The sequence below is a fragment of the Actinoplanes subglobosus genome, assembly GCF_042650585.1.
Classification (GTDB): Bacteria; Actinomycetota; Actinomycetes; order Mycobacteriales; family Micromonosporaceae; genus Actinoplanes; species Actinoplanes subglobosus.
On sequence record NZ_JBHSBL010000005.1, the window covers coordinates 454,365 to 471,726 of the forward strand.

General features: G+C 71.2%; 13 protein-coding genes. 5 read left to right on the plus strand and 8 right to left on the minus strand.

Going from position 1 to position 17,362, the window contains the following annotated elements:
• Positions 1-49 precede the first annotated feature (49 nt).
• The 3 genes from ACFO0C_RS05510 to ACFO0C_RS05520 form a co-directional block, all read right to left on the minus strand.
• Positions 50-811, minus strand: a complete 762-nt coding sequence (locus ACFO0C_RS05510) for an SDR family oxidoreductase (RefSeq protein ID WP_378065406.1) — start codon at positions 809-811, stop codon at positions 50-52.
• Entirely contained in the window at positions 792-1,571 is a 780-nt protein-coding gene (locus tag ACFO0C_RS05515) for a helix-turn-helix domain-containing protein (RefSeq protein ID WP_378065407.1), read from the minus strand. The genes ACFO0C_RS05510 and ACFO0C_RS05515 overlap by 20 nt, the downstream gene beginning before the upstream one ends.
• A 72-nt stretch (positions 1,572-1,643) precedes the next feature.
• Entirely contained in the window at positions 1,644-2,222 is a 579-nt protein-coding gene (locus tag ACFO0C_RS05520) for a TetR/AcrR family transcriptional regulator (RefSeq protein ID WP_378065408.1), read from the minus strand.
• Between the two features lie 164 nt (positions 2,223-2,386).
• Here ACFO0C_RS05520 and ACFO0C_RS05525 point away from each other — a divergent pair, with 164 nt between their 5' ends.
• Positions 2,387-3,034, plus strand: a complete 648-nt coding sequence (locus ACFO0C_RS05525) for an HAD family hydrolase (RefSeq protein ID WP_378065409.1) — start codon at positions 2,387-2,389, stop codon at positions 3,032-3,034.
• A 152-nt stretch (positions 3,035-3,186) separates the two neighbouring features.
• Positions 3,187-4,104 (plus strand): serine protein kinase RIO, encoded by a 918-nt coding sequence (locus ACFO0C_RS05530; protein WP_378065410.1) that lies wholly within the window; start codon positions 3,187-3,189, stop codon positions 4,102-4,104.
• Positions 4,105-4,158: 54 nt separating this feature from the next.
• Here ACFO0C_RS05530 and ACFO0C_RS05535 read toward each other — a convergent pair whose 3' ends face one another.
• Positions 4,159-4,404 (minus strand): DUF2630 family protein, encoded by a 246-nt coding sequence (locus ACFO0C_RS05535; RefSeq protein WP_378065411.1) that lies wholly within the window; start codon positions 4,402-4,404, stop codon positions 4,159-4,161.
• A gap of 59 nt (positions 4,405-4,463) precedes the next feature.
• Between ACFO0C_RS05535 and ACFO0C_RS05540 the strand changes: the two genes are divergently transcribed.
• On the plus strand, positions 4,464-5,054 hold the full coding sequence (locus tag ACFO0C_RS05540) for a sugar O-acetyltransferase (RefSeq protein WP_378065412.1): 591 nt from the start codon (positions 4,464-4,466) through the stop codon (positions 5,052-5,054).
• Positions 5,055-5,165: 111 nt separating this feature from the next.
• On the opposite strand, the gene acnA is transcribed toward ACFO0C_RS05540, so the two are convergent.
• Positions 5,166-7,877 carry an aconitate hydratase AcnA gene (acnA, locus tag ACFO0C_RS05545; protein ID WP_378065413.1) on the minus strand — a complete coding sequence of 904 codons (2,712 nt, stop codon included), beginning with the start codon at positions 7,875-7,877 and terminating at the stop codon, positions 5,166-5,168.
• A 216-nt stretch (positions 7,878-8,093) separates the two neighbouring features.
• On the opposite strand from acnA, the gene pulA reads away from it, so the two are divergent.
• Both pulA and ACFO0C_RS05555 read left to right on the plus strand, forming a co-directional pair.
• On the plus strand, positions 8,094-11,273 hold the full coding sequence (gene pulA / locus ACFO0C_RS05550) for a pullulanase-type alpha-1,6-glucosidase (RefSeq protein ID WP_378065414.1): 3,180 nt from the start codon (positions 8,094-8,096) through the stop codon (positions 11,271-11,273).
• A gap of 83 nt (positions 11,274-11,356) precedes the next feature.
• Complete coding sequence (locus ACFO0C_RS05555; protein WP_378065415.1) at positions 11,357-11,884, plus strand: hypothetical protein; 528 nt, start codon at positions 11,357-11,359, stop codon at positions 11,882-11,884.
• Positions 11,885-12,070: 186 nt separating this feature from the next.
• Here the strand turns inward: ACFO0C_RS05555 and ACFO0C_RS05560 are convergent, their stop codons facing one another.
• From ACFO0C_RS05560 to ACFO0C_RS05570, 3 genes are read right to left on the minus strand one after another with little or no spacing between them, the layout of a single operon-like run.
• Complete coding sequence (locus tag ACFO0C_RS05560) at positions 12,071-13,030, minus strand: alpha/beta hydrolase (protein ID WP_378065416.1); 960 nt, start codon at positions 13,028-13,030, stop codon at positions 12,071-12,073.
• 53 nt (positions 13,031-13,083) lie between these two features.
• On the minus strand, positions 13,084-15,807 hold the full coding sequence (locus tag ACFO0C_RS05565) for an ATP-binding protein (protein ID WP_378065417.1): 2,724 nt from the start codon (positions 15,805-15,807) through the stop codon (positions 13,084-13,086).
• A 20-nt stretch (positions 15,808-15,827) separates the two neighbouring features.
• On the minus strand, positions 15,828-17,297 hold the full coding sequence (locus ACFO0C_RS05570; protein ID WP_378065418.1) for an aminopeptidase P family protein: 1,470 nt from the start codon (positions 17,295-17,297) through the stop codon (positions 15,828-15,830).
• Positions 17,298-17,362: the final 65 nt, after the last annotated feature.

Sequence of the window (17,362 nt, forward strand, 5' to 3'; positions counted from 1 at the left end):
CCGCCGGCGCCGGAGCGGGATGCGGCGGCGCGGCCGTCGGAGGGGGCGGTCACAGGGTGCGGAGGGCGCCGCCGTCGACCGCGATCGCCACGCCGGTCATGTAACTCGCGGCCGGGGAGAGCAGGAAGGCGGCGGCCCGGCCGAACTCGGTGGGCTCCCCGATGCGGCGCAGGGGGATGCCGGACTCGACCGTCTCGGCGGCGGCGATCGGGTCGGCGGCCGCCGCGAAGAGCTCACGGCTGCGGTCGGTCATGAACCGGCCGGGCAGGATGCTCAGGACCCGGATGCCGCGCGGCCCGAACTCGTCGGCCATGTCCTTCGCCACCATCGCCAGGCCGGGACGGAAACCGTTGGAGAGACCGAGCCCGGCCAGCGGCGTCTTCACCGAGGTGGACAGCACCAGGCCGACCGCACCGCCCTCGGGCAGCGCCGACGCGAACGTCCGCGCCGCCCGCACCGACCCCAGGAACACCGTCTCGAACGCGCTCGTCCACTGGTCGTCGCTCATGCTCGCCGCGGTGCCGGGCGCCGGGCCGCCGACCGAGACCAGCGCGCCGTCGAGCCGCCCGAACCGCTCCTGCGCGGCGTGCACCAGCTCCCGCGGGGTGCTCGGGTCGGACAGATCGGCGGTCACACCGAGAACGTGCTCGGGGCCGCCGAGCGCGGTCACCGCCTCGTTGACCCGGTCGTCGTCACGTGCGGAGACGACCACCCTCGCACCGTCGCCGACGAGTGCCTGCGCGGTGGCGAACCCGAGCCCGCGCGAGGCCCCGGTGAGGATGTACACACGATCAGCGAGCCCAAGGTCCATGCCCCGATCCTGCCATCTCCCGGCGCAGCGCCGTCGCCGTGGCCGCGTCGGCGGGGAGGAACGCCTCGATGGCCAGTTCGGCGAGGGTCACGTCACGCGGGGTGCCGAGCACCGTCGTGATGCTGAAGAACCGCAGGTCCTGGTAGTGCAGCGGGACGACCAGACCGTCCGGGCCGGTGGCGACCTCACCGCCGGGGTAGGCGGCCAGTTCGGCCCGCAGCTCACGCAGCACCGGGTCGCCGGTGGCCGCGGCCTGCCGGTCCAGGCGGTGCAGGAGGTGCGTACGCCACTCGGCGAGATTGCCGATGCGGGGTGCCATCCCGGCCGGGTGCAGCGCCAGGCGCAGGACGTTGACCGGTGGTGCCAGCAGTTCCGGTGCGCATCCGGCGGTGAAACGGGCCACCCCGTCGTTGCCGTCGACCATCGTCCAGTGCCGGTCCACCAGGACGGCCGGGTTCGGTGAGTGCCCGGCGAGCACGGTGCGCAGCGCGGTCAGCACGTCGGCCAGCGGCGGGCCGTCGAGGGCCGACTCCGGGTAGGTGGGTGCGAACCCGCCGGCCAGGAGCAGCTCGTTGCGGGCCCGCAGCGGCACGTCCAGTTCGTCGGCCAGCCGCAGCAGCATCTGCCGGGTCGGGCGGGAGCGCCCGGTCTCCACGAACGACAGATGCCGGGTCGACACCCCGGCCCGCCCGGAGAGGTCGAGCTGGCTCATCCGCCGCGCGTCCCGCCAGCCGCGCAGCAACCTGCCCACGTCGCTCATGCCCGGCAGCGTAGGCGGGCCCGGCCGGCGACGGCCATTACCTCGGGGGTAGGCCGCGGCCGGGGGACCGGGTCAGTGGCGGCGGACGGCGTCCTCGACGACGTCGAGGACGGCGGCGAGCTCACCGGCGGGCCGGCCGGTGGCCAGGTGGAGGACGAGCCCGTCATACGCCAGCTCGAGGAACTGGGTGAGCACCTCGACCGGCACGTCCTCGCGGAGCACCCCGGCGTCCCGCTGGCGCTGGAGCCGCTCACGGGTCGCGTCGGCGATGGCGGCCGACCGCTGCGCCCACCGTTTGGCGAACGCCGGATCGGTACGCCGCCGGTGCGCCACCTCCAGCTGGGTGCCGAGCCAGCCGGCCGTGTCACCCTCGCTGTTGCCGGCGCGCTCGAGCAGGTCACGCATCACCTGGACGAGGCCGTTACGGGCGACGATCTCGGCCATCGTGGCGGCGTCGTCCTCGGCGACGGCGAGGAACAGATGTTCCTTGTCCCGGAAATGGTGGAAAATCGCGCCACGGGACATGCCGGTGGCCTCTTCGAGCCGGTGGACCGTCGCGCCGTTGTATCCGAACCGCGCGAAGCACGTGCGCGACGCGTTGAGGATCTCGTGACGTCGAGCATCGAGCTGGTCCTGACTCACCCTGGGCACGGGATTGATCGTGTCATGGGCCAGGACTTTCTTGCAATCCGTACGTACGGCTTACAAGAACCGGGCGTCCCTCGATCGGATGATGCGAATTGCGTCATGCTCTCAGCGTCTTGTTAACAGTTCTGGGCTGGTTGGTTCGCGTGATGCTCACGTAAAGTGCCCGCGTGCCTCTAGTCTTCCTCGCTCTGGACGACACCCTGCTCGACCGCAGTGGTGCGTTCCGGCTGTGGGCAAAGGGGTTCCTCGATGAGATCGGTGCTCCGCAGGACGATCTGGAGTGGCTCGTCGCGGTGGACGCGGACGGTCTGACCTCCCGCTGGGATCTCGCTGATCTGATTCGTGAGCGCTACCGTCTGCGGGTTTCCGCGATCGATCTGGTCGACGAGCTGAACGGTGGGCCACCCACCTACGAACGCCTCGACCCGATGGTCGGTTGCGCTCTGGAGATCGCCGGCGACGCCGGGTTGGTGCCGGTCGTGGTCACCAACGGGCAGGCCGAGCAGCAGGACGCCCGGATCCGGCGGACCGGGCTGGACCGTTATGTCGCCGATTGGGTGATCTCCGAGGAGTGCGGGGTCAGTAAGCCGAACCCGCGGATCTTCGCGCTGGCCGCCCAGCGGGTGCGGATGCGCCTGGCCGGCGCCTGGGTCGTCGGTGACAGCCCCGAGGCCGACATCGGCGGGGCCGCGGCGCTCGGTCTGCCCAGCGTGTGGCTGCACCGCGGGCGGGACTGGGTGGACAACCGGTTCGCGCCGACCCACGCGGTGGGCAACGTGATCCAGGGCCTGTCCGCGATCATGGCGACCCGCTGAGATAAATCGGTTGCGCGCCCCGCGGTGATCGGAAAGAGTGGGCGCGCCGGAAACGAACCGACGAGAGAGAAGGGGGTGGACCTCATGGCCGTCTTTGTGATGCCTGCTGTCCCCGCTTCCCCGAAAACTTCTTTCTCCGAGGAGAACCTCCAGTGCGCGAGCACGACTCTTACGGCTCCACCACCATGCGCGGCAAGCGCCGCAAGTTCGACGACGACGACCCGACTTTCGTAAAGCGCGGCCGGATCGAGCCGGCCCTCCAGGAGGACCCTGATCTGCCCGAGGAGGGTGATCGGTGGTCCACGTGGGACGGCGCTCTGCATGGTCCCGAGCCTCGCCCCGACTGGGTGCGTACCGAGTACGGTGCGGTCGACACCGAGCTGGGCATGCTCAAGACCGGCAAGGAAGCCGATGTCTTCCTGGTGCGCCGGGCCATCCCGGGCACCGACAAGATCAGCATGCTGGCCGCCAAGCGCTACCGCGACGGCGACCACCGGATGTTCCATCGGGACGCCGGTTATCTCGAAGGGCGCCGGGTTCGCCGGTCCCGGGAGATGCGGGCGATGACCAACCGGACATCCTTCGGCAAGGAGATGATCTCCGGGCAGTGGTCGGCGGCCGAGTTCGGCGCGCTCGGCCGGCTGTGGGAGATCGGGCAGGAGAGCGGCCTGGTCTGCGTGCCCTACCCGGTCCAGCTGATCGGCACCGAGCTGATGATGGAGTTCATCGGTGACTGGGAGACCGGCGAGGCCGCACCACGCCTGGCCCAGGTCCGGGTCGATCCGGATCAGCTGGCCGACCTGTGGCGGCAGATGACCGACGCGCTGTCGGTGCTGGCCCGGGCGCAGGTGGCGCACGGTGACCTGTCGCCGTACAACACGATGGTCCATGCCGGCCGGCTCGTCATGATCGACCTGCCGCAGATCGTCGACGTGATCGCCAACCCGCGCGGCGGCGAGTTCATCGCCCGCGACGTGCGGAACGTGGCGGGCTGGTTCCGGTCGCGGGGCCTGACGATCGACGAGGACGAGCTGATCGAGCGCCTCCACTTCGAGGCGGGGCTGCGCTGACGGCCGGTGGGAGCCGGGGCCGCACGGCCCCGGCTCATCTCACTGAATGCAGCCCTACTGAATGTAGCCCTCCACCTCGGCGGTGCTGTGGGCCTGCTCGGCGTCCGGATCGTGGCCGGCGTCACGGGCCGCCCGGCGGCGGCGCAGCAGGTCCCAGCACTGGTCGAGGGACTCCTCGAGATCTTTGAGACGGGAGTGCTCCTCGTCGGACGAGATGCTGCCCTCACTGAGCTGCCGGCGAAGCTTGTGTTCCTCGTCGACCAGCTCGGTGATCCGGCCCAGAACAGTCTTGTCATCCATTCCCGAAGCCTATTCATCACCGGCGGGGAGTCCACGCCGACACGTGGGAGGATCGCCGGGTGACGCTTGAAGAGCAGCGGCAGCACATTCTGTCCGGGGCCATGTACAACGATCTGACCAGCGAACTCGTCGAGGCTCGGGAGCGGACCGTGCTGCTGACCGACGAGTACAACTCCAGTTTCGGTAAGGCTCAGGCCGAGCGCGAGGTGATCCTGCGGCGGCTGCTGAAATCGGTGGGGGAGGGCTGCCATTTCGAGCCGACGTTCCGGTGTGAGTTCGGGTTCAACATCAGCATCGGGGACGGCTTCTACGGCAACTTCGACTGCGTGATGCTCGACGGCGGCGGGATCACCATCGGTGACCATGTGCTGTTCGGGCCGCGGGTCGGGATCTACACGTCCAACCACGCCATCGACGCCGCCGAGCGGGCCGCCGGGGCCTGCTACGCCAAACCGGTGACGATCGGTGACAACGTCTGGATCGGCGGCGGCGTCACCATCAACCAGGGCGTCACCATCGGTGACGGCGCGATTGTCGCCTCCGGCAGCGTGGTCACCAGACCGATCCCGGCCGGGGTGATCGCGGCCGGCGTCCCGGCCCGGGTGCTGCGCGAGATCACCGACGCCGACAAGACGGGCTTCCGACCATGATTCGGTACGGGGTGAGCGCCTCTTGCGCGCGGCGGGGGCGCGTCGGCCGTACCGAACAAAAGGAAAAGGCCCGCCTCCCGGAACCGGGAAGCGGGCCTTGACCAGCGGATATCAGCTGCGGAGCATCTTGCGCAGCACGTACTGCAGGATGCCGCCGTTGCGGTAGTAGTCGGCCTCGCCGGGCGTGTCGATGCGGACGACGGCGTCGAACTCGATGCCGCTGTCCGTCGTGACCTTGACCGTGCGCGGCGTGGTGCCGTCGTTGAGCTCGGTGACGCCGGTGAACGAGAAGGTCTCGGTGCCGGTGAGGCCCAGCGACGCGGCGTTCTGCCCCTGCGGGAACTGCAGCGGGAGCACGCCCATGCCGATCAGGTTGGAGCGGTGGATCCGCTCGTAGCTCTCGGCGATGACCGCGCGGACGCCGAGGAGCATGGTGCCCTTGGCCGCCCAGTCGCGGGACGAGCCCGAGCCGTACTCCTTGCCGGCGAGGATGACCAGCGGGACGCCGGCCTCCTGGTAGGCGACCGACGCGTCGAAGATCGTGGTCTGCTCGCCGGTCAGGTGATTGAGCGTGAAGCCACCCTCGACATCGTTCAGCAGCTGGTTGCGCAGCCGGATGTTGGCGAACGTGCCACGGATCATGACCTCGTGGTTGCCGCGGCGCGAGCCGTAGCTGTTGAACTCGGCGCGCGGGACGCCGTGCTCGGCGAGGTACTTACCGGCGGGCGAGTCCGGCTTGATCGAGCTGGCCGGGGAGATGTGGTCGGTGGTGACCGAGTCGCCCAGCTTGGCCAGCACGCGGGCGCCGGTGATGTCGGTCACCGGGCTCGGGTCGGCCTGCATGCCCTCGAAGTACGGAGGCTTGCGGACGTAGGTCGAGTCGTCGGACCACTCGAACGTCTTGCCGGTCGGCGTCGGCAGCGACTGCCACTGCTCGTCGCCGGCGAAGACGTCCTGGTAGGCGGTGCTGAAGCCCTCGGCACCGATCGCCTGCGCGATGGTCTCGTCGATCTCCGCGTTGGACGGCCAGATGTCGGTCAGGAAGACCGGCTCGCCGTCCGACCCGATGCCCAGCGGCTCGGTGGTGATGTCGATGTCCATCGAGCCGGCCAGCGCGTACGCCACCACCAGCGGCGGGGACGCCAGGTAGTTCATCTTGACGTCCGGGTTGATCCGGCCCTCGAAGTTACGGTTGCCGGAGAGCACGCTGACCGCGGTCAGGTCGGCCTCGTTGATGGCCGCCGAGACCTCCTCGGGCAGCGGGCCCGAGTTGCCGATGCAGGTGGTACAGCCGTAACCGACCAGGTTGAAACCGACCTTGTCCAGGTACGGCGTGAGGCCGGCCCGGTCGTAGTAGTCGGAGACGACCTTGGAACCGGGGGCCAGGGTGGTCTTCACCCACGGCTTGCGGGTCAGGCCGCGCTCGACGGCCTTCTTCGCGAGCAGGGCGGCACCGATCATGACCTGCGGGTTCGACGTGTTGGTGCAGGACGTGATGGCGGCGATGACGACCGCGCCGTGGTCCAGCTCGTACTCCACGCCGTCGTCGCCCTTGACCAGGGTCGGCTTCGACGCGCGGCCGGAGACCGCGGGCGGGTCGCTGGCCGGGAAGGACTCGAGGCCGGCCTCGTCCTCCTTCACGTAGGTCGGCAGGGCCGCGCGGAACGCGGACTTGGCCTCGCTGAGCAGCACCCGGTCCTGCGGGCGCTTCGGGCCGGCCAGCGACGGGACGATCGTCGACAGGTCGAGCTCGAGCTTCTCCGAGTAGTCCGGCTCGGCGGCCGGGTCGAGCCACAGGCCCTGCCGCTTCGCATACGCCTCGACGAGCGCGACCTGCTGCTCGGTCCGGCCGGTCAGCTTCAGGTAGTCGATGGTCTGCTCGTCGATCGGGAAGATCGCGACGGTCGAGCCGTACTCCGGCGACATGTTGCCGATGGTCGCGCGGTTGGCCAGCGGGACGGCGCTGACGCCCGGACCGTAGAACTCGACGAACTTGCTGACCACGCCGTGCTTGCGCAGCATCTCGGTGATGGTGAGCACCAGGTCGGTGGCGGTGGTGCCGGCCGGCGCCTCGCCGGAGAGCTTGAAGCCGACGACCCGCGGGATCAGCATGCTCACCGGCTGGCCGAGCATGGCGGCCTCGGCCTCGATGCCGCCGACGCCCCAGCCCAGCACGCCCAGGCCGTTGACCATGGTGGTGTGCGAGTCGGTGCCGACCACGGTGTCCGGGTACGCCTGGCCGTTGCGCTCCATGATGGTGCGGGCCAGGTACTCGATGTTGACCTGGTGCACGATGCCGGTACCCGGCGGGACGACCTTGAACTCGTTGAACGCGGTCTGGCCCCAGCGCAGGAACTGGTAGCGCTCACGGTTGCGCTGGTACTCCAGCTCCACGTTGCGCTGGAAGGCGTCCGCGCGGCCGAACAGGTCGGCGATGACCGAGTGGTCGATGACCATCTCGGCGGGCGAGAGCGGGTTCACCTTGGTCGGGTCGCCGCCCAGGTCCTTCACGGCCTCGCGCATGGTGGCCAGGTCGACCACGCAGGGGACGCCGGTGAAGTCCTGCATCAGCACCCGTGCCGGGGTGAACTGAATCTCGACGTTCGGCTGTGCGTCCTTGTCCCAGCTGCCGAGCGCGTTGATGTGGTCGGCGGTGATGTTCGCGCCGTCCTCAGTGCGCAGCAGGTTCTCCAGGAGGATCTTCAAGGAGTAGGGCAGGCGTTCGTGCCCCTTCACCTTGTCGATCGTGAAAATCTCGTAGCTCGCGTCTCCGACGCGCAGCTCGCTCTTCGCACCAAAGGTGTCGAGGCTGGCCACCGTCATCTCCTTCACACCCAGCGACTGGAAGTCAAGTCTTTCGCACCGAAAGGGCGACCTTCGGGTTAGGTTTGCCTAACTCTCGGTTGTGCGTCTTCGGTAAACCGTACGTCCGTCTTGCTAGACCCTGCAAGGCGGGTCCCACGCGACGATCCTCGCAGTCTGTAGCCGGGACGCCCGGAAAATGTCGTATCCCGCTGGGATGATGGGCCGGTGACGACGATGGAGATCATTTCGAGCGGTCCGGGCCAGCAGAGCAAGACCCGTTCGCAATGGCTGATCGTGCACTATCAGCGGCCCGACGGTGACTACGCCGACTGGGTCCTGCACGCCTGGGGCGACCTCGCGCCCGGTGCCGACACGCTCTATCCCGACGGCGTCCCGTTCGCCGGCGAGGACGCGTGGGGTCGTTTCGCCTGGGTGCGCCTCGCTGACAACGCACAGGAGATCGGTTTCCTGGTCCTCAACCGGCAGGGCGCGAAAGACGTCGAGATCGACCGCTGGGTCACGCTCAGTGAGGCCAGTGAGATCTGGGTCACCGCCGGCGACCGGCGGGTCTCGCACGTCCCGCCCGACCTGCCGGAGCCCGCCGCCGAGACCGTCGTCATCCACTACCGCCGGCCCGCCGGTGACTACGCCGGGTGGGGGCTGCACGCCTGGGAGGGCGTCCCGGTCACCGAGAAGACGCGGTGGGGCCGGCCGCACATGCCCACCCACTTCGACGCGTTCGGCGCGGTCTTCGAGGTGCGGGTCCGCCCCGACGCGGTCGGCCTGCGCTACGTGCTGCACCGTGCCGAGGAGAAGGATCTCCCCGACGACCAGCGCCTCGACCTCACCGTGGCACGCGAGGCCTGGATCACCGCCGGCGTCCGTCAACCGATCCGCCCCGACGTCGGCACGCTGGGCCCCGAGCTCGACCCGGCCCGCGCGCACGCCGTCTTCATCGACCGGGGGACCGTCGCGCTGCCGGAGTGGTTCGCCGCGCGGGCCGTGAGCTTCACCCTGGGCTCGCTGCCCCTGGTGCCCCGGCCCGGCGGCCTGTTCCAGGCACAGAGCCGCCGCTTCCCGCACCTGCGCGCCTACCGGGCCTTCGCGGTCCGTGAGCTCGGTGACGCGACCCTCGCCGAGATGCTGCGCGACCAGCTCCTGGTGACCGGCCGCGATGGTGCCGGCGAGGTGGTCGCGCTGACCGCCGTGCAGCTGCAGGGCGTTCTCGACGACCTCTACGGCGCCGCCGAGGGGGCCGAGCTCGGCCCGGTCGTCGACGACAAGGACCGGCCACGCCTGTCGGTCTGGGCGCCCACCGCCCGCACCGTGGAGCTGGAGCTCTTCCGCGAGCCCGGCGAGGAGCCGCGGGTCCTGCCGATGGAGCGCGACGACGAGACCGGCGTCTGGTCGATCACCGGCAAGCGCAAGTGGCTCAACCGGTGGTACAGGTTTCGCGTCCAGGTGTGGCAGCCGGCCGCGCAGCGGATTGTGACGACCAGCGTGACCGACCCCTACTCGGTGTCGCTCGCCACCGACTCCACTCACAGCCAGCTCGTCGACCTGTCCGACCCGGCGCTCTGCCCGCCCGGCTGGGCCGAGTCCGCCAAGCCGGCCGCGGTGCCACCGGCCCGGATGCAGATCACCGAGCTCTCGGTCCGTGACTTCTCGATCGCCGACACCACGGTGCCGCCCGCCGAGCGGGGCACCTATCTGGCGTTCACCCACGACGCGTCGGCCGGGATGCGCCACCTGCGCTCGCTCGCCGATGCCGGGCTCACCCATGTGCACCTGCTGCCGGTCAACGACTTCGCCACCGTGCCCGACCGGCGGGCCGACCAGTCGGCGCCGCTCTGCGACCTGGCGTCCTTCCCGCCCGACTCGCCCGAGCAGCAGCGGGCCGTCATGGCGGTGGCCGACTCCGACGGTTTCAACTGGGGCTACGACCCCTGGCACTGGACGACGCCGGAGGGCAGTTACGCCACCGACCCCGCCGGCACGGCCCGCATCGCCGAGCTGCGCGCGGCCGTGGTGGCGCTCAACGCGGCCGGGCTGCGCGTGGTCCTCGACGTCGTCTACAACCACACCATGGGCGACGGCCTCGACCGGTTCAGCGTCCTCGACCGGATCGTGCCGGGCTATTACCACCGGCTGCTCGCCGACGGCAGCACCGCCGAGTCGAGCTGCTGCCCCAACACGGCGACCGAGCACACCATGATGAGCCGGCTCGTGGTCGACTCCCTGGTCACCTGGGCCCGGGAGTACCGGATCGACGGCTTCCGGTTCGACCTGATGGGCCACCACCCGCGGGCCAACATCCTGCAGGCGCGGGATGCGCTCGCCAGGGTCAGCCCCGACATCACGCTCTACGGCGAGGGGTGGAATTTCGGCGAGGTCGCCTACGACGCACGATTCGCCCAGGCCACCCAGGTCAACATGGCCGGCAGCGGGGTCGGCTCGTTCAACGACCGGCTGCGCGACGCGATCCGTGGCGGCGGGGCCTTCGGCGACGACCCGGCGGTGCGCGGCTTCGCGACCGGTCTCGGTTCGGCCGTCCCGCTGTGGCTGCACGACCAGATCAAGGTGGGTCTGTCCGGGGCGCTGGCCACCTACCGGTTCCTGGCCCACGACGGCGCCGAGCGCAGCGGCGGGCAGATCGGCTACAACGGTTCACCGGCCGGGTATGCCCACTCGCCCGGCGAGGCGGTCAACTATGTGGACGCGCACGACAACGAGATCCTCTACGACGCGATGGCGTTCAAGCTGCCACCGGGCATCTCGCAGATCGACCGGGCGCGCATGCAGGTGCTCGCGCTGGCGCTGGTGGTGCTGAGCCAGGGCGCCGGTTTCGTGGCGCTCGGCACCGAGCGGCTCCGGTCCAAGTCGCTGGACCGTAACTCGTTCAACTCCGGTGACTGGTTCAACCAGATCCGGTGGGACCCGGCTCTCGGCAACGGGTTCGGCGTGGGCCTGCCGCCGGAGGGCGACAACGGCGACAAGTGGGACTGGGCACGGCCCCTGCTCGGTGACCCGTCGCTGGTCCCGGCGCCCGACGTGATCGAGCTGGCCGCCGAGCGCTATCGGGAGCTGCTGCGGATCCGCCGGTCGTCGCCGGTCTTCGGCCTGCCGACCGCCGAGGAGGTGCAGCGGCGGCTGTCGTTCCCTCCGGGCGGGCCGTCCGACCAGCCCGGCGTGATCGTGATGAGCCTGGACGGCACCGGCCTCGACGCCCGCTGGTCCCGGCTGGTCGTGGTGTTCAACGCCACCGACAGCACGGTCCACCCACAGGTCCCCGCGCCGGAGAGGTTGCGGCCGCACCCGGAGCTGGCCGGCTCGGCCGACCCGGTGCTGCGGGCGGCCACCCCCTTCGACGTCCCGGCCCGGTCCGCCGCGGTGTTCGTGGAGGAGATCCCCTGAGGGAGGTCGGCCTGAGAGCGGTCGGCCTGAGAGCGGTCGGCCCCGGCCGTCGCGGTGAGCGTGGCTGCGCTACATTGCGCCGCGTGAGGCGTCGAGCGGAGGTCGTGGTGCGGGTAGAGCGTGCCCTGTGCGCGTTGGTGTTGGCCGGGCTCGTCGGTGGCTGCACCTCGTCCGGAGACGAGAAACCGGTCATCCAGGAGCCGAGCGCCCCGGCCACCGCCGCGTCGGCGCCGGCCTGGACCGAGCCGGCCGCCTACAGCTTCACGCTGACCCGCGGGTGCGAGTCGACGCCCATCGGTGAGTACCGGGCGGCCGTGAAGGACGGTGTGCTGAGCACTGCCGAGCGGGTCGGCGCGGTGTCCGTGGTGCCGTCCTCGTCGGCCGAGGTCGAGCTCGGCCCGGTCACCGAGGGCCAGCAGGGCGAGGAGATCGACGTGCCGACCCTCGGCGAGCTGCTGGCCATGGCGGCGACCGCCGGTGAGGACGGCGCCACCGTGGAGACCAAGTTCGACACCGCCGACGGCCACCCGGTCCAGGTGAAGATCAACGTCGAGGACGATCCGGCCGCCGCCGAGTGCTGGAACGTGACGGAGTTCAAGCCGGCGTCCTGACCCGGCCCGAGAAGCGCCGGGTCGTGGAGCGCCGGGTCGTGGAGCGCCGGGCCCGTGGATCGCCGGACCGTGGGTCGCCGGGCCGAGGAGCGAGCGGCTCACCGACCCGCCGGGCCCGGGGATCGCCGGGCCGAGGAGCGTGCGGCTCACCGACCCGCCGGGCCCGGGATCGACGGGTTCAGCGGATCAGGGGTGCAGCGCGTCGCGGAGGAAATCGCCGCCCTGACGGGTGGCGGCCCGCGCGGCGTGCGTGTCCTTGAGGGCGTTGAGCAGCACGAAGTCGTGGACGATGCCCTGATAACGGACGGCCGTCACGTCGACTCCGGCAGCGCGCAGCTTGGCCGCGTACGCCTCGCCCTCGTCCCGCAGCACGTCCGCCTCGGCCACGATGACCAGTGCCTTCGGCAGCCCGGCCAGGTCCTCGGTGGTGGCCCGCAGCGGTGACGCGGTGATCTGCGCCCGCTCCGCCTCGTCGGTCGTGTACTGGTCCCAGAACCACTGCATGCCGTCGCGGCGCAGGAAGTAGCCCTCGGCGAACTGGTGGTACGAGTCGGTGTCGAAGCTCGCGTCGGTCACCGGGTAGAACAGCAGTTGCGCGGTGATGGCCGGGCCGGACCGCTGCTTCGCCAGGATGGTCAGGGCGGCGGTCATGTTGCCGCCGACCGAGTCTCCGGCGACCGCGATGCGGGTGGCGTCCAGGCCGTGCCCGGCGCCGTGCGTGGCCACCCACTCCAGGGTGGCGTAGACCTGCTCGACGGCGACCGGGTAGCGGGCCTCGGGGGAGCGGTCGTACTCGACGAAGACGGTGGCGGCGTTCGCCCGGACGGTCAGCTCACGGACCAGCCGGTCATGGGTGTTCGCGTCGCCGAAGACCCAGCCCGCGCCGTGGGTGTAGATCAGCACCGGCAGCGGCCCGGTCACCCCGGCCGGTCGCAGGATGCGCACCTTCACCTCGCCGGTCGGTCCGCCCGCGAAGGTCAGGTCCTGCACGTCGGCGGCGGGCGTGTCGACACCGGTGCCGTCCTGCACCGACTCGACGGCCTTGCGGCCCTCCTCGGGACCCAGGTCGAACAGGTACGGCGGGTTCGCGGTCGCCTCGACGAAAGCCTGCGCGGCCGGTTCGAGGACGGGCTTCGGGTAGCTCATCTGATCCTCCTGGAGATCGGTCGAGGATCAGCCAACCGGAGTTCAGTGCGTGATCAGTGCATTTCCGATGCACTCGTGATCCGGTCCACGACGGCGACGAACCGGTCCACCTCCTTGCCGCCCAGCGCCTGCCGGTAGGCGGGGCCGTGCCGGCTCATCAGATCACGGAAGACGTCACACGCGGCCCGCGCCTGCTCGTGGTCGCCGAGCCGGTCGCTGGCCTCGGCCAGGAAGGCGTAGATCGGGAGCCGGATGTGGATCTCGCCGGGCGGGACGTGCTCGGCCGCCCATCGCGCCATCGCCGCGGCCTGCCGGTGGTCGCCGGTCAGCAGCGAGGTCTCGGCCAGGCGGGTCGCCGCGTTGGTCCGTAGCTCGTCGAGGCCGGTGGCCAGGGCGATGTCGAACGCCTCCCGGGCGAGCGTGACCGACTCGGCGGTCTGCCCGGCCTCCTGGAGGATCCGGGCCAGCGCGTCGATGGAGTACACGAGAACGGTCGGCTCGCCGGTCATCCGGGCCGCCCGCACCGACCGCCGCAGGTGGACGAGAGCCGCTGTCTGGTCGTCGCGGGCGACGAGCAGGCCCAGGTTGCGCAGCAGGTGCGCCTCGCCGATCACGTCACCGGCCCGCTCCGCGATGTCGAGCGCGCGGCGCAGCAGCATCCGGGCGACCGTCGGATCGGTGCGGCTCTCGATGAGGGCGGCCTCACGCAGCAGACCCGCCTCCAGCACCGGTTCGCCGAGATCGCCGGCCACGGCCAGGACCCGCATGGTCTGCTCGCGGGAGTCGGCGTACGGTTCGAGCCGGGCCGACCGGACCGCCCGCAGGTACAGCACCATCAGCACCGCCTCCCGGTGGTGGCCGTGCAGCAGGGCCAGGTCGATGACACAGGCGAGCGCGGCCTGCTCCTGGGCGTACCACCGGAGGGTGTCGTTGAAGGCGGCCATCGGAGTGGGTGTCATGCCCGGTGAGGCGGGCCCGAGCGGCGCGATCTCGGGTCGGCCGAACGCCAGATAGGCGGCCCGCGCGTCCCGCAGGCAGTGCTCGACCAGCCGCCGGACCGCCTCGGCCCGCTCGTCGCCGAGCAGCTCCCCGGCGTACGCCCGGAGCAGGTCGTGCAACGTGTACCGCTGGCGGCCGGCCTCGGTGATCATGTTGGCCGCGCTCAGCTCGGCGAGCGCCGCACGCACGGCCGGGCCCGTCCCGGTGATGCTGGCCGCCGCCTCGACCGGGATCTCCGGGCCGGAGTGCACCGAGATCAACCGGAACAGCCGGGCGGCGGCCGGGCTCAGCGCCAGGTAGGACCAGGACAGCGCGGACCGGACGTCGTCGTGCGCCTCGCCGGTGGTGAGCGCGTCCAGCCGTGCCTGCGAGGTCAGCTCCTCGACCAGGTCGGCGAGTTTCAGCCCGGGCCGGACCGCGGCGTGGGCGGCGGTGATCGACAGCGCCAGCGGCAGCCCGGCACAGAACCGGACGAGGTCGGCCGCCGCAGCCGGTTCCGCGGCCAGCCGGGACCCGCCGATCCGCTTCGCGAGCAGCTCACGTGCACCGGCGTCGCCGAGCCGGCCGACCGGGGCCGCCCGGGCGCCCTCGTGTGCCACCAGGCCGGCGAGCCGGTTGCGGCTGGTCACCAGCACCAGACAGCCGGGCGCGCCGGGCAGCAGCGGGCGCACCTGCTCGGAGTCACGCGCGTTGTCCAGCAGGATGATCATGCGCCGGTCGGCGACCGCGGAGCGGAACCGGGCCGACCGCGCGTCGACGTCGCCCGGCAGCTCGGCCGGGCCGACACCGACCGACTCGAGCAGCGTCGCCAGCGCATCCGACGGGGTCACCACACGGCCGCTCGGATCGAAGCCGCGCAGGTTGAGGTAGAGCTGCCCGTCCGGATAGCGCGGGGCCAGGCGGTGCGCCCAGTCGACCGCGAGGACGGTCTTGCCGATCCCGCCCATGCCGCTGAGCACCACGATGCCGGCGCTGGGATCGGGCAGATCACCGCGGTCGACGAAACCCGCCACCCGGCGGGGCAGCTGCGCCGGCCGATGGGCCGGCGCGGGCTCCGGCTCGTCGTCGGTGAGCGCCGCCAGATGGGCCGCCCGCAGCTCGGCACCCGGGTCGGCGCCCAGCTCGTCGGCGAGCAGACGGCGGGTCGTGTCGAAGAGGACCAGCGCCTCGGCCCGGCGGCCGGCCGACGTCAGCAGGCGGATCACCCGGGCCTGGAGCGGCTCGTGCAGCGGCGCCGACGCGGCGATCCGCTGGAGCAGGGGGAGCAGGCGTGGCCCGGCCAGATCGGCTGCCTCGACCGCGATCTGGATCCGCTCCTGCTCCAGGGCCACGAAGGCCGGATGGGTGAGCACCTCGGCGTCCAGCCCGGCGAACGCAGGCTCCTGGGCGATCTCCAGCGCTCGGGGTGCCGCTCCGGGGGTGTCCAGCAGCGCGCGCACCGCCATCAGGTCGCAGCTCCGCGCATCGGTGAGAAGACGGTACCCCTGGCCGGCCGGGAACACCCAGCTCCCGGTGGCGCGGCTGGCCAGCTCCGGCTCGAACAGCCGCCGGGCCTGCCCGACCAGCCGGTGCAGCTGGTTGACCGCGCTGGGCGAAGGCTCGGCGCCCCAGATCAGCTCGATCAGGGTGTCCACGCCGACCGTACCGCCGCGGGCCGCGAGCAGTGCCGCCAGCAGGATCCGCAGCCGCGGCGCCCCGATGTCGACCTCGGCACCGGAACGCCACATGCGGAGCCCGCCGTAGGAACGCAGCCGCACGGCGGGCTCGGTGGTGCTCATGTCACGATCCTGCCGGACGGTCAGCCGGGCAGGCGAGGACCCGCCTCACGCTGCGACGCAAGCCACTGCTCGACCTCGCCGGAGGCTCGCGGCAGGCCGGCCGACAGGTTGCGGCAGCCGTCCGCCGTCACCAGCACGTCGTCCTCGATCCGGACGCCGAGACCGCGCAGCTCCTCGGGGACCAGCTCGTCCTCGGCCTGGAAGTAGAGGCCCGGCTCGACGGTGAGCACGTAGCCCTCCTTGAGCGTGCCCTCCCGGTACGTCTCGTTGCGCGCCGCGGAACAGTCGTGCACGTCGATGCCGAGCATGTGCCCGAACCCGTGCAGCGTCCACCGCCGGTAGACGGTGCTGTCGTCGGCCATCGCCTCGTCCACGCTCACCGGCAGCAGGCCCAGGTCGTGCAGACCCTCGGCGAGCACCCGCATGCAGACCTTGTGCACGTCCCGGAAGACCACACCCGGCCTGATCGCGTCCATCCCGGCCTGCTGAGACGCATACACGATGTCGTAGACCTGCCGCTGCAGCGGCGTGAAAGTGCCGTTCACCGGAACCGTCCGGGTCACGTCGGCGGTGTAGAGGTTGTCGCCCTCCACTCCCATGTCCATCAGCAGCAGCTCACCGGGCTTCGTCACGCCGGTGTTGCGCACCCAGTGCAGGATCGTCGCGTGCTGGCCGGCGCCGACGATCGACGTGTAGCCGACGTCGTTGCCGTCGTGCCGGGCCCGCAGCCCGAACACGCCCTCCAGCAGGCGCTCCTTGACACCACGGTCGGCCGGCAGGATGCGTGCCACATCCTCGAAGCCCAGCACCGTCGCGTCGATCGCGGCCTGCAGCTGCGCGATCTCCCACTCGTCCTTGACCAGCTTGAGCTCGGAGATCACCGCGGCCAGCGCGCGGTCACGCGGCTTCGTGCGATCCGGCTCGTAGGCCAGGACGGCCCGGTCCACATTGGCGTCCAGGCCGCGCAGCACCCGGGTCCGGCCCGGCGCCGAACCGGCCAGCGCCGCACCCAGGTCGCCCAGCGGCGCCGTGGCCACGCCCAGCTCCGTCGACTTCTCCGACAGCGTGTGCGTGCGGCCCACCCACAACTCACCGTTGCGGTCCCGGAAGAAGCGGTCGGTGTCCTTCGAGTTGCGCTGCCGGGTGTAGACCACCGCGTCGTGACCCGAGCCGCTCGGGTGCAGCACGAGCACACTGTCCGGGTCGCGGTCACCGGTCAGGTAGAAGAAGTCACTGCCCGGGCGGAAGTGGTAGTCGGTGTCGTTGGCGCGCACCTTCTCGTTGCCGCTCGGGATGATCAGCGTCTCGCCGGGGAACGCCTCGGAGAGGTCGTTGCGACGTTTCGCGTAGTTGGGCACCTCGGGCAGGGGCGTCACGGCCAGCGGATCCTCCCGCCAGCCCTGGCGCATGAAGCTCAGGAACGCCTCGGGGAAGTCGGGGTCGTGCGACTCCGTCTTCGGTGCGGGCTGGGCGCCGCTGTTCTCGGCCATGGGGGTGCCTCCGTTCTCGGTGCCCCCGACGTTACCGCCGAAGCCCCGGCCCTGGCAGGGCCGGG

What these genes read in the sequence shown, in the direction of transcription:
- ACFO0C_RS05510 (WP_378065406.1), bottom strand. Translation starts at nt 811, where the DNA reads ATGGACCTTGGGCTCGCTGATCGTGTGTACATCCTCACCGGGGCCTCG.
- ACFO0C_RS05515 (WP_378065407.1), bottom strand. Translation starts at nt 1,571, where the DNA reads ATGAGCGACGTGGGCAGGTTGCTGCGCGGCTGGCGGGACGCGCGGCGG.
- ACFO0C_RS05535 (WP_378065411.1), bottom strand. Translation starts at nt 4,404, where the DNA reads ATGGATGACAAGACTGTTCTGGGCCGGATCACCGAGCTGGTCGACGAG.
- acnA (WP_378065413.1), bottom strand. Translation starts at nt 7,877, where the DNA reads ATGACGGTGGCCAGCCTCGACACCTTTGGTGCGAAGAGCGAGCTGCGC.
- pulA (WP_378065414.1), top strand. Translation starts at nt 8,094, where the DNA reads ATGGAGATCATTTCGAGCGGTCCGGGCCAGCAGAGCAAGACCCGTTCG.
- ACFO0C_RS05560 (WP_378065416.1), bottom strand. Translation starts at nt 13,030, where the DNA reads ATGAGCTACCCGAAGCCCGTCCTCGAACCGGCCGCGCAGGCTTTCGTC.
- ACFO0C_RS05565 (WP_378065417.1), bottom strand. Translation starts at nt 15,807, where the DNA reads ATGAGCACCACCGAGCCCGCCGTGCGGCTGCGTTCCTACGGCGGGCTC.
- ACFO0C_RS05570 (WP_378065418.1), bottom strand. Translation starts at nt 17,297, where the DNA reads ATGGCCGAGAACAGCGGCGCCCAGCCCGCACCGAAGACGGAGTCGCAC.